This is a genomic window from Microbacterium sp. LWH12-1.2, from assembly GCF_040675825.1.
In the GTDB taxonomy this organism is placed as follows: Bacteria; Actinomycetota; Actinomycetes; order Actinomycetales; family Microbacteriaceae; genus Microbacterium.
This window is the reverse complement of record NZ_JBEGIJ010000001.1, coordinates 3,760,447-3,772,656: the sequence shown is the minus strand read 5'-3', so window position 1 is coordinate 3,772,656 and position 12,210 is coordinate 3,760,447. Positions and strand designations below refer to the sequence as shown.

Here is a 12,210-nt window from a genome sequence, read left to right as displayed (position 1 = left end):
GGTTCAGGCCCCGGCCGCGAGCTCCTTGGCGCGGGCAAGCGCCGCGGCAGCCGCATCAGCGAACGTAGCGTCGAGGTGCGCATCCTGCAGCACGGCGATCGCACGTTCGGTCGTCCCCTTGGGACTGGTGACACGGCGGCGGAGCTCGGCCGGGTCTTCACCGGAGGCGTCGAGCAGTGCCGTCGCGCCGATGAAGGTCTGCTCCGCCATGAGGCGGGCATCTGCCTCGGAGAAGCCCATCCCGATCGCGGCCTTGGCGAACTCCTCGACGAGCAGATAGACGTATGCGGGCCCCGAGCCCGAGATCGTCGAAAGCGCGTCGATCTGCGATTCCGGCACCTCGATCACGACGCCGACCGTCTCGAACAGACGCCGGACGAGTGCCAGGTCGTCGGCGGTCGCTGATGCCCCTGCGGCGAGCCCGGTCACGCCCTTGCGCACCGTCGCCGGAGTGTTCGGCATAGAGCGGATGGCGCGCGCGTCGTCGCCGAGCGCGTCGGCAAAGGTGCGCAGGGTGACGCCGGCCGCCAGGCTCACCACGATCGCGTCGGGGGCGAGATCCGGAGCGATCTCGCGAAGCAGGTCCGGGACCATCGCCGGCTTCACACCGACGAGGATGATGCGGGCGCCGGCGACGGCATCCGCGTTGCCTTTCGGATTCTCCTCGAGCGCGATGCTGCGCACTCCTGGCAGATCGGCGAGCTCGTTCGCCTTCGACCTGGTGCGGTTGGTGGCGGTGATTCCGCCATCGATCTCGATTCCGGACGCGACGACGCCGCGAAGGATCGCGCCGCCCATCGAACCGGCGCCGAGGAAGGCGAGAGCGGGGAGAGAGGCAACCATGTCGCCATCCTATGGCGAGCGCTCGGCGGATCGACGGGGTGCGGAATTAGACTCGACACATGAGTGCATCCGGAGGCAATAAGGCCATCGTCGCGGCGTTCCTGGCGAATATGGGCATCGCACTGGCGAAGTTCGTGGCGTGGGCGCTTTCCGGTTCCGCGTCGATGCTCGCTGAGGCGGTGCACTCCCTCGCCGACTCCGGCAACCAGTTGCTCCTGTTGCTCGGTGGGCGCAAGGCGAAGCGCGAGGCCGACAAAGCCCACCCGTTCGGCTACGGCCGCGAGCGCTACGTCTACGCATTCGTCGTCTCGATCATCCTCTTCTCTGTCGGCGGACTCTTCGCCATCTACGAAGGCGTGGACAAGCTGACCAACCCGCACGAGCTGGATCCGGCGTGGTGGTGGCTCCCGATCGTCGTTCTCGTCGTGGCGATCGGCCTGGAGTCGTTCTCCTTGCGCACCGCGGTCCGCGAGAGCAACCTGGTGCGGGAGAAGGGCCAGTCCTGGGTGTCATTCGTACGGCGCGCGAAGGCACCCGAGCTTCCCGTCGTGCTGCTCGAGGACATCGGGGCGCTGATTGGCCTGACCTTCGCACTGCTCGGCGTCGGGCTCACGGTGATCACCCACAACCCGGTCTTCGATGCGATCGGAACGCTGATGATCGGCACCCTGCTGGTGATGATCGCGATCGTGCTCGGCATCGAGACCAAGAGCCTGCTCGTCGGCGAGGGGGCCAACGCGGGTGACCATGACCGCATCGTCGACGCGATCAACGACGGCCCTGAGGTGGAGAAGCTCATCCACATCAAGACCCTCTACCTCGGCCCGGACGAGCTCCTGGTCGCCGCGAAGGTCGCGCTCGCCTCGGACAAGAGCGTGCGTGAGGCGGCTGACGACATCAACGAGATCGAGGCACGGATCCGGGCGGCTGTGCCCGTCGCACGCGCGGTGTACATCGAGCCAGACGTCTACCGACCGGCGATCGATCCCGAGCCGTCCACCGACGTGTTCGTGCTGAAGTCCTCGGACTGAGCTCAGCGCCGCTGCTCGAAGAAGTCGCGGAGCAGTGCGGTGGCGGCATCCGCTTCCACCCCGCCGATGACCTCGGCCCGGTACGGGAGGCGGCGGTCGCGCAGGAGGTCGTACATCGATCCGGCCGCGCCGGCCTTGTCGTCCCAGGCGCCGAAGACGACGCGCCCGATCCGCGCCTGCAGGATCGCACCCGCGCACATCACGCACGGTTCGAGAGTCACGACGAGGGTGTGACCCTCGAGATTCCATGTTCCGGCGGATACCGCCGCCCGGCGCAGCGCCTCGACCTCGGCGTGACCGGTGGGGTCGTGCGTCGCCTCACGTGTGTTGCGGCCCTCGGCGACGATGCGCCCGTCCGCATCAAGGATGACAGCGCCCACGGGGATCTCATCGGCCGACGCCGCTTCCGTCGCCAGCGCGAGGGCACGCTGCATCGCACCGAGGTCGGCTGTGGTCATGCGTTGAGCCTACGACAGCGGGCGACGGTGGCCGGCTGGGTGCGAAGCATCCGATGTCGTGCGGGAGCGCACCGCGCATTAGCCTGTATTCATGCGCGTTCATGTGGCCGACCACCCCCTCATCACCCACAAGCTGTCGGTATTGCGCGATGAGCGCACTCCGTCGCCGGTGTTCCGTCAGCTGACCGAGGAGCTCGTGACGCTGCTCGCCTACGAGGCGACGCGCAACGTCAAGGTGTCGCCGATCGAGATCACGACTCCCGTGACCAAGACGATGGGCGTGAAGATCTCCGAGCCGCGGCCGATCGTCGTGCCGATTCTGCGCGCCGGACTCGGCATGCTTGAGGGCATGGTCAAGCTGCTGCCGACCGCCGAGGTCGGATTCCTCGGCATGGTGCGCGATGAGGAGACCTTCGAGCCGACGACCTACGCCGAACGCCTGCCCGATGATCTGAGCGACCGCCAGTGCTTCGCGATCGACCCGATGCTGGCCACCGGTGGCTCATTGGGCGCGGCGATCGACTTCCTTTTCAAGCGCGGTGCGCAGGATGTCACGGCGATCTGCCTTCTCGGCACCCCCGAGGGCGTGGCCTTCATCGAGAACATGGTCGGCGACCGCGACGTCACCCTCGTGCTGGGTGCGCTCGACGAGCGTCTCAACGAGAAGGGCTACATCGTGCCTGGCCTCGGCGACGCCGGCGACCGCCTGTACGGCACCGTCTGACACCGCGCCTGCGGGCGACGTCTGACACCCTTTGCGGCCAACTCCGACGCCGGGGTGGAGCTGACTACGCGACGATGAGCCTATACGCGCGCTCGTCACCGTGGTGCGTGAAACCTGCCCGGCCCAGGATCGGCGCAGAGGTCGCGATGCGTCCCTTCACGAGGGCCGTCGTCGCGCCGAGTTCCGCACCGAATCGCAGCCGTTCGGCCAGTACCGCGCGGTAGGCGCCTCTGCCTCGAGCGCTCTCCAGCGTCGCTGCTCCCCACAGGCGCACGAAACCGTCGACGACCGTACAGCCGCCGGTGCTGGCCGGGGCGCCATCGAGGCGTCCGAGCACGCGGGCTCCCCGCCCTGCGACCAGCTCCTCGGTGATCTCGGCGAGTTCGGTGCGCAGCCCTCCGTCGTCCAACGGCTCCTGCTCCCATACGGGCACGTTGATCGAGTCGACGTCTCGCACCTGCTCGAGGGTCTGCACGATCTCGGCGGTCGCCTCAGATGGGACCTCGATCGGAGCGGCGTCGATCGAACGGGCGAGCACGGCGACGGTGTCGATGTGCTCGGCGCCGCGTCGGCACAACTCGTCCTCGAGGTCGGGGCGATCGGAGGCACTCGTCCAGAAGGTCAGACGCGACTCTCCCCACGCCCGCGTGCGCTCGACCGCATGGTCAAGGGCGGCTACGGCATCCAGCGATGATTCGACGTGCGAGCCGCGTACGCCCCCGCCCAATCGCGCCGGATAGCGCACCAGTTGAAGCTCGGCCTTCTCCTGCTCCCCATCGCGCGGGAACCAGACCCACGCGGCCGAGGCGCGGTGGATTTCGTCGATCGTATGCACAGTGCCCATCATTCCGCCGCGCCGACGAGACGCGCGAAAGCACTGAGCCGCGCCACGCCTTCTGGCGTATACGGCAGATCATCGAGCAGCGCCGGGGAGTGGATCAGGTACGCGACGCATTGCGCCCGGGAGATCGCGACGTTCAGCCGGTTCTGCAGGAGCAGGAACTCCGGTCCGCGCGGCGCATCCCTGCCGCTGGATGCCGCCAGCGACGTGATCGAGACGACGGCCTCCTTCCCCTGGAAGTTGTCGACCGTTCCGACCGGTACGCGCGGGAACCCGGCCGCGGCCAGCGCTTCGAGCACGAGCTGTTTCTGCGCGTTGTACGGGGTGACGACGATGATGTCTCCCTCGTCGAGCGGACGGCTCGTGGCGCCGGGATCGTTGTCGGTGAAGGTGCGCCCGATGAGATCGCGCACCAGGCGGACGACCTCGCCCGCTTCCTCCGGCGACTGCGTGGCGTTGCCGCGGTGCCGCAACGGAACGACATGGAGACCCGAATCGACGCCCTCGACGGAGCGTCGCTCGGTGCCGGGCGCGGATGCCAGCTTTCCGGCGTAGGCGAGCTTCGAGACGGGTGCGGCGATCAGCGGATGCATTCGCCACGACCGCGCCAGGAAGTAGCCGTATTCCGGTCGCACGACGGCGTCGCCGTCCATCACCCAGCCGAGGGCCGAGGTGTCGACGGGCTCGGGGTGCGCGCCCTGGCTCACCTGAGGCAGTTGCTGCGGGTCGCCGAGGAGCAGCAGTCGTTGCGCTCCCGCAGCGACCGCGATCGTGGACGCGAGGGAGAACTGCCCCGCCTCGTCGATGACGAGGAGATCGAGCCCCGCGCGTTCGACGCGGTTGCTGTTGCTGAAGTCCCACGCGGTGCCGCCGACGACGACGCCCTCGCCCTGGTGCTCGGCCAGAAACGCCGCCATCCCACTCTTCGGGATCACCGTGTATCCGGGTTCGATCCCGGTATCCTTCGGCGATTTGGCGACCTGCGCCGGCGAGACGCCGTCGGCGACGATCCGCTCCAGCAGCGTCTCGATGATGGCGTGCGACTGCGCGACCACACCGACCTTGAAACCGTGCTCGTTCACGAGCCGTGCGATCACCTGCGAGCCGGTGTAGGTCTTACCCGTTCCCGGGGGACCCTGCACGGCGAGGTAGCTGCGGTCGAGGTCGAGCACGGCACGGACGATCGCGTCGATCAGGTCGTCCTCGGCCGCGGGAAGCGGCCCTCCGGAGCGCGTCCGTGGCGGGATCCGGCGGAGGATGTCGGTCGCAGCATCTTCGGGGAAGCCCGGCGCCGCGAGATGCACGGCATCCGCCCATTCGTCGATCGCGCCCTGCAGCGATACGACCCGCGGCGGCGCCGCCGGCGTCAGCGCGAGCGGGAGTTCGTCCCAGGTCTGTCCTTGGATCGCGGATTCGGCCACGACATAGCCGTCGTCGAGCACCTCGACCACGGTCACCGTGTGCGGCACGTGCACGGCCCGGGACGCGACTTCGGTGTCGAATGGCGCGGGCACCTCGTACAGGGCGAAGGGCTGCGCACCCGCTCCGAGAGTCGTCCCCGGCGAGACCTCTCCGCGGATCTCGACCTCGCGTGACATCACTCGTCGTCCCTCGCCGACGCTCCACTCCCGCCGCACCACGCACGAGCCCGGATCGACCCGCACGACATCTCGCGTGCCCTCCCACATCGTCACCGGCTCGCGCAGGCGCTGGAAGTGCCCGACCCAGAAGCTCTTCGCCTCGCGCGGGAAGTAGTCGATCGCCGCGGCGGCGAGGCGATGCACCTGACCGTCGCCGCCGGTCTCGACAGCGCGCTCGGCGTCCGCGAGCAGCGCGACGGATCGCGGAGAGGGCTCGTAGATCACCTCTTCGGCCTCGTCGGGCGGCGCCGGGTGCACGCCCTCCCGTTTCGCGATCTCGATCAGCCAGTTGCGCAGGCGCCGCGTGGAGACACAGTCGTAGCGGTTGTAGTCGGCGAGATCGGCGAGAACCGCATCGGCCTCGGCCTGCTCCCCCGCAGCCGCGAGTTCCTTGGCCGCGACGTACTGCACGATCGAGTCGTCGCCCTTCTGCACATCGCTGGTGCGCACGTCATCACCCATGTACAGCGGCTCGAGCTTCTTGATCGAGTACGACCTCGACCCCACGCGGACCGTTCGCAGCACGAGCGGATACAGATCGACGAACACGCCTTCGCGGAGCAGCCGATCGACCTCGCCCTCGCGCACGCCGTGGCGCGCGGCCATCGCGACGAGGTGCGAGGTCTCGTACGGGGCGTAGTGGTAGATGTGCATGCCGGGGTGGGCGGCCCGACGGGCATTCACGAAGTCGAGGAAGGTCTCCAGAGCGCGCCGCTCATCGGCGAAGGTGTGCGCCCACAGGGGCGTGTACTGATCGGCGTTGTCGACCCAGCCGAACAGATAATCGATCCCCCACTGCGCGTCGCCGTCCGGAGCCGGCTCCGTGTATAACGGGTCGCCCTCGAAGTCGAAGAAGATGTCGCCGTGGCTGGGTACCGGGAGCGTGTGGATGGCGGCCGCGTAGTGGACGTCGTAGGTCGCGGCGCCTTCCACGTCGGCGCGGATCTGCAGCCGCGCCTGCGCACGAAGGGTCTCGAAGGTGTCGACGTTCATTCCGTCGGGGGCGGCCGACGCTGCGGCGAGATCGTCGATCGTCTCGATGCCGGCGGTCCGGAGCCGAGCGCGCTGCACCGGGCGCATCCGCGCGACCATGAGCAGATCGCGGTGGGCGATCACCTGCTCCTCGCACGTGGCACAGCGCCCACAGGCCACGATCTCGAGGTCGCCGCGGTCGTCGCCCCAGCCGAGCGGGGCACCGGCGGCTCCGTCTTCGATGCGACGGTCGGCGATGAGCGCCCGCAGTCGGGCGCGACGCACCTGGAACAGCGGCAGGAGGTCGTCGACCGCATGCGTGCTCAGGCTGCCGTCGCCGAGGATCAGGTCGACTTCATCGGATCGGGGCACCCCGAGGCGGTCGAGCTGATCGACATATGCCGCAAGCTGCATGAGCGCGGTCACGCGTGCCTTGCGGGCGAGTTTCGAGTCCTGGACACGCCAGCGCCCATCATCGTCGCGGCGCAGGAAGTCGGCGAAGCCGACGAACTCGGGAGTGGCGAAGGCGGCCTGGAACACCACCAGCGCTTCGGAGCGCAGAGCCTGCCCCGTTTCGGCGACGGCAGCGGCCAAGGCGGCGGCATCTACCGATGAGACCTTGTCGACGCGATGCACTCGCGCGTCACCGAGGTCGTCGATGTAGCGCTCGAGGACGTTCTGCTCGTGCACATCGCCGAGCCTCGCGGCTCGGGCGAGCGTGGCATCCACAGGCTCCTCGACGGCCGGAACCCTCCCCAGCTTCGCGTCGAGGGCGCGGCACCACGCGAACTCGCATTCGGCGGCCGCCTTGAGGTCGCTCGCGCTCCAGATGACGCGCTGCGCCTGAGTGTCGATCCGCACGATGCTCCCGTTCCCTCGGATGCTTCGACACTAGCCGCGGCATCCGACACCGCTGCCCTTCGCGCACGCTCGAGTCGCGACGGCGTCGATGCCCCCTTGCATCATGTGACACCTCGGGCCGCTATCACTCGCCGTTACCGACCCGAGGTGCCACATGAGGTCGATGCGCCCACGTTCACCTGGCACCTCCGGCCGCTATCCGACGCAGATACCGACCCGAGGTGTCAGATGAGGGCGAGACGGGTATGGCGCCGGCTCAGCGCCACCAGGTGTCGTCGGGGACCACAGGGAGATGACGCTTGTGCTGCGTGGCGAGGTACTTCGCCTCGATGCGGCCGGCGACCTCGACATCCACCGGCAGACCCTCGAGGAAATCGTCGATCTGCTCGTAGGTGAGTCCGAGTTCGTCTTCATCGGCGCGTCCCGGCTGGCCGTCGAGGAGATCGGCCGTCGGCACCTTGAACGCGAGGCGATCGGGGGCGCCGAGCGAGAGCAGCAGGGAACGTCCCTGGCGCTTGGTGAGACCGGAGAGCGGCAGAATGTCCGCCGCGCCGTCGCCGAACTTCGTGTAGAAGCCCGTTACGGCCTCGGCAGCGTGGTCGGTCCCGATCACCAGCAGACCGTCGTGACCGGCGAGCGCGTACTGCGTCACCATGCGGACACGCGCCTTGATGTTGCCGCGGTTGAAATCGCTGATGTCGCTGGTGACGGCGAACTCGATGTCCTCCTCCACCCCGTCGACGCCGTTCTGAATGTTCACCTCGACCGAAGCGTCCGGCACGATGTACGCGAGTGCGGCCTCGGCATCCGCGGCGTCCTTCTGCACCCGGTACGGCAAGCGCACCGCGAGGAACCGCGCCTCGCCACCCTCGGCCCGCACCCGCTCGACGGCGAGCTGCGCGAGGCGTCCGGCCAGCGTCGAGTCCTGACCGCCGGAGATGCCGAGCACGAAGCCCTTGGCACCGGTCGTGCGCAGGTAGTCCACCAGGAACTGCACTCGTCGCTCCACCTCGGCGGCGGGATCGATCTCGGCCTTGACGCCGAGCGCTTCAGAGATCTGCTGCTGCAGGGACACGGGCTCCTCCACTCTGTCTCGAACCAGTATCGCCCTTCCGTGTTACGCACGGATGACGCCGGGGCGCTGAGCACACAGAGGATATCCGGCTCCGACCTGGCAGGATAGTGCGGTGAAACTTCTCGTCGCCGCCCTGAGCTCCGAACTCGCCGCCTTCCCGGACGCCCTTCCTGGTTTCGATCGGCTGGTGACCGGACCCGGCAAACTCCAGGCCACGTACGCACTCACCCGTGCGCTCGATGCGAAGACCTATGACGAGGTCGTCGTCGTCGGCACTGCCGGCGCGATCGACCCGGAGCTTCCGGCAGCGGTGCACGAGGTCGGCACCGCATTCCAGCATGACGTCACCGACCTCGATGGCATCGCGGGTCAGCACGTTTCGCTGCCCGCGCGGGTCTCAACCGGACGCGACGGCGTGCTCATCGCCACCGGCGACCACTTCGTCGACGATGCCGAGGTCACCGCGATCATCCGTCCTACCGGTGCCGCGCTGGTCGACATGGAGACCTACGCCTACATCTGGGTGGCCGAGCAGTTCGGCGTGCCGATCCGGGTGTTCCGCGCCGTGTCGGACAACGCCGAGGACGGTGCGCTCACCGACTGGCGTGAGGCGGTCGCGCGCTGCAGCGAGCAGCTGCGCGCATTCATCCAGGACGAGTACGGCGTCTGATTCAGACACCGTCGCGGCGGGATCGCGTCAGCGCGCCTCGATGATGCTCGGCCCGTTCGCCGTGGCGCGCACCGTGAGCTGGGCTGGGATCTGCTCCTGCATGGCGTCGACGTGACTGATCACGCCGACCGTGCGCCCGCCCTGACGCAGTTCGTCCAGCGTGCGCATGGCGATGTCGAGAGTGTCGCCGTCGAGGGATCCGAAGCCCTCGTCGATGAACAGGGTGTCAAGACGGATGCCTCCGGCCCGCGCCGTCACCACCTCGGCGAGGCCGAGAGCGAGCGCGAGGGAACTGAGGAACGTCTCGCCTCCGGACAATGACTGGGCAGGTCTCGTCTGGCCGGTGAAGGCGTCGAAGACGACGATGCCGAGACCGGATGCCGCGCCCCGCGCCGCGAGCGCGTCGGAGTGCTGCAGCTGGTAGCGCCCTGTCGACATGTCGTCCAGACGCCGGTTCGCGGCGCGGACGATCTCTTCGAGTTCGGCGGCGAGCACGAACGTCTCCAGGGTCATCTTGCGTGTGTTCGCTCCACGCCCTGCGAGGGTGTCGGCGAGGTTCTGCAGGATCTCGTGGTCGGCGGCCTGACCAGCACTGGCGGCATGCTCTGCGTCCGCCGAGTCGATGAGACCGTTCAGCCGCCCCACCGTGGCGCCAGCGCGTTCGACGGCTTCCATCGCTGAGATCCACCGTGACCGGACGGCCGCTGCCGCTTCCTCTGCGGGTGCGGCGTCGATCGGATCCTCGGGAAGGGCCCGCAGCTCGAGCGGGAGCAGCACGCCCTTCTCCTTCTCCCGCTGCACGGAATGCGACGTGATCCGCTGATCCAGCGCGGACTGCTCGGCCGGGGACCGCAGCGCGGACTCGACTTCGGCGTCAGCGTCGAACGGAGACTTCTCGAGTGCCGCGCGCAGCGCCGTGTCCGCTTCGGCGAGGGCGACGACACGCTGCGCGTGCTCGGTGAGCGCGGATGCCAGAGCCGACGCGGCGGCGATCCGAATGCGGGCCTCGTCCAGACGGGCCGCGACGGACTCGGCGTCACCGCGGGCCGCCTCGATCGATGAGACGGCTTCCCGCGCGCTCTCCTCTCGCACCGCAAGCGACTCGCGCGCGGCGGCGAGCGCGGATGCCGCTTCGCCGCGTTCCCGTTCGAGTACGTCACCCCGCGCCGTCGCCTCCGCCAGCTCGGCGTCGAACGCCGTGACCCGAGCGGCGACCGTTTCTGCGTCGGCGAGATCTGCGGACGCGGATTCGAGTTCTTGCTCGGCCTGAGCATCCGAGCGACCGTCGGCTCTGGCAACGGCTCCGGCGAGTTCCGCTCCCAGCGCCGCGAGGCGTTCGACGACGTCGCGCTCAGCCCTCGCCGCGGCGTCGCGCGCCGTCTCCGCGTTCTCGATGTCTTCAGCGGAGATCGGATCGGTGTGCGCGGCAGGAGCCGGATGTTCGGCCGAGCCGCAGACCGGGCACGGTTCGTCGGCCGTCAGCGTCGTGGCGAGTTCACCCGCGTATCCGTCGAGCCGACGCTGCAGGAGCGCCGCCAGCGCGGACTGGGCGATGGCCAGCGTGCTGTTCGCCGCTGCCCTGTCGCGGTCGGCCGCCGCCTTCTCCGCCTCGAGCCGTACGACCTCGCGAGCGGCCTTGCGGCGGACAGCCGCCTGATCGCGCGCATGGGTGAGACCGTCCAGACGATCCGCGCTGCGGCGGGCCGAGTCGCGTGCTTCGGTGACGCGGAGGATCAGCGCAGGAAGCTCACCGCGCTCCTCGTCGATGCGTTCCGCCTGGCGAGATGCCGCATCCACCGCCGCGCGCGCCGATTCCAGCTCCGCCAGGCGTTCGGAGGTCGCGGACTCGAGCTGCGCGGCACGCTGCCAATGCCCGCTTTCGCGGGTGAGGTGGGATGCCCAGCTCTCCAACGCGACAGCGGACTCGTCGTCGAGTTCAACGCCGGTGGCGCGCCACGTATCGCGGGCACGGTCGACAGCGGCCCGAGATGTGGACTCGGCGGACGCCGCGCGCGTCACCGCCTCCAGCACGCCACGGAGCGTCTCAGCGGACCGGGCACGGTCGAGCGTGCGTCGCGCCTCGTCGATCTGCGGCTGCTCCGCCTCGAGTATGGTCAGCGCGGATCGGGCTCGATCGCGCTCGGTCTGCGCGACGACCTGCTCTCGGAGATCGACCAGAGCCGCATCGGCCGACGCCAGAGCGCGCTCGGCGTCGTCACGCTCCGCGGAGCGGCGCTCCGCACGGTATGCGGCGCGGGACGCGGCTCGTCGCAGGGCCTCGAGCCGATCCGCCGTGCTCATCGGCGCTGCGGAGGAGGGCACCGTCTGCGCCAACTCCTCCTCGTCTCCGCTTTCGGCATCCGCGGGCTCTGCGCCGCCTTCTATCTCGGCAGCACCCGCGCCCGTAGTTCCCCAGAGTCCTTCGACGGTGACGAGTCGCTCGGCCTCCTCGATACGCGCCGCCACCGCGGCCGTTCGCGTGCCCAGCGCCTGCTCCGATGCGCGGCGTCGCTCATCGAAGCGCGCCTGCACGTCTTCGAAACGCTCGGTGCCGAAGAGCTTTCGCAGCAGTGCCTGTCGGTCCTTGCTGTTCGCCAGGAGGAACTCCGAGAACCGGTTCTGTGCGAGCAGGATCACCTGCAAGAACTGTTCGCGGCTCAGCTGCAGGATCGCGTCGAGCTCGTGCCCGACGTCGACGGCCCGCGCGGCACGGCCGATCCATCCGGCATCCGTGCGCTCTTCCAGCGCGACTGCCGGCGCCTGCTTCGTCATGCCGCCACCGCGCTTCGCCGGCCGGAGGTATTCGGGTGACCGGGTGACCCGGAAGCGACCAGCGGTGGTGCTGAACTCGACCACCACTTCGGTGATGTCGTCGGGCTCGCAGTGGTCGCTGCGCAGCCGCTTGTCACCGCTCTCGTAGCGAGGCACTCCGCCGTACAGCCCGAAGCACACCGCGTCGAGGATGCTCGACTTGCCGGCGCCGGTGCGCCCGGCGATCAGGAAGATGCCGTCGTCGGCGAATGCGTCGAAGTCGACGACCTGACGCGATCGGAACGGGCCGAACCCCTCGATCTCCAGGTGATGCAGCCGCATCA

At 69.0% G+C, this 12,210-nt stretch carries 9 protein-coding genes; 3 read left to right on the top strand and 6 right to left on the bottom strand.

Features of this window, described 5'->3' with window-relative positions; genetic code table 11:
- Positions 1 to 3: 3 nt before the first annotated feature.
- Positions 4 to 843, bottom strand: a complete 840-nt coding sequence (gene proC, locus MRBLWH12_RS17915; RefSeq protein ID WP_363551130.1) for a pyrroline-5-carboxylate reductase — start codon at positions 841 to 843, stop codon at positions 4 to 6.
- Positions 844 to 902: 59 nt separating this feature from the next.
- Here proC and MRBLWH12_RS17910 point away from each other — a divergent pair, with 59 nt between their 5' ends.
- Complete coding sequence (locus MRBLWH12_RS17910) at positions 903 to 1,874, top strand: cation diffusion facilitator family transporter (protein ID WP_341975897.1); 972 nt, start codon at positions 903 to 905, stop codon at positions 1,872 to 1,874.
- A 2-nt stretch (positions 1,875 to 1,876) separates the two neighbouring features.
- Here MRBLWH12_RS17910 and tadA read toward each other — a convergent pair whose 3' ends face one another.
- Positions 1,877 to 2,332, bottom strand: coding sequence for a tRNA adenosine(34) deaminase TadA (gene tadA / locus MRBLWH12_RS17905; protein WP_363551129.1), 456 nt, complete (start codon positions 2,330 to 2,332; stop codon positions 1,877 to 1,879).
- A 91-nt stretch (positions 2,333 to 2,423) separates the two neighbouring features.
- Here tadA and upp point away from each other — a divergent pair, with 91 nt between their 5' ends.
- Entirely contained in the window at positions 2,424 to 3,056 is a 633-nt protein-coding gene (gene upp / locus MRBLWH12_RS17900) for a uracil phosphoribosyltransferase (RefSeq protein WP_341975899.1), read from the top strand.
- A 64-nt stretch (positions 3,057 to 3,120) separates the two neighbouring features.
- Here the strand turns inward: upp and MRBLWH12_RS17895 are convergent, their stop codons facing one another.
- The 3 genes from MRBLWH12_RS17895 to nadE all read right to left on the bottom strand — a co-directional run bounded on the left by MRBLWH12_RS17895 (position 3,121) and on the right by nadE (position 8,445).
- The gene (locus MRBLWH12_RS17895) at positions 3,121 to 3,900 is read right to left on the bottom strand and encodes a hypothetical protein (RefSeq protein ID WP_363551127.1); all 780 of its coding nucleotides are present in this window, start codon (positions 3,898 to 3,900) and stop codon (positions 3,121 to 3,123) included.
- Positions 3,900 to 7,370: a TM0106 family RecB-like putative nuclease gene (locus MRBLWH12_RS17890; protein WP_363551126.1), complete on the bottom strand. Its 3,471-nt coding sequence runs from the start codon at positions 7,368 to 7,370 to the stop codon at positions 3,900 to 3,902. Before MRBLWH12_RS17890 ends, MRBLWH12_RS17895 begins: the two co-directional genes overlap by 1 nt.
- Positions 7,371 to 7,626: 256 nt before the next feature.
- The gene (gene nadE / locus MRBLWH12_RS17885) at positions 7,627 to 8,445 is read right to left on the bottom strand and encodes an ammonia-dependent NAD(+) synthetase (RefSeq protein WP_363551125.1); all 819 of its coding nucleotides are present in this window, start codon (positions 8,443 to 8,445) and stop codon (positions 7,627 to 7,629) included.
- A gap of 112 nt (positions 8,446 to 8,557) precedes the next feature.
- Between nadE and MRBLWH12_RS17880 the strand changes: the two genes are divergently transcribed.
- Positions 8,558 to 9,115, top strand: a complete 558-nt coding sequence (locus tag MRBLWH12_RS17880) for a nucleoside phosphorylase (RefSeq protein ID WP_363551123.1) — start codon at positions 8,558 to 8,560, stop codon at positions 9,113 to 9,115.
- A gap of 27 nt (positions 9,116 to 9,142) precedes the next feature.
- Here the strand turns inward: MRBLWH12_RS17880 and MRBLWH12_RS17875 are convergent, their stop codons facing one another.
- Positions 9,143 to 12,208: an AAA family ATPase gene (locus MRBLWH12_RS17875; protein WP_363551122.1), complete on the bottom strand. Its 3,066-nt coding sequence runs from the start codon at positions 12,206 to 12,208 to the stop codon at positions 9,143 to 9,145.
- Between the last annotated feature and the right edge of the window lie 2 nt (positions 12,209 to 12,210).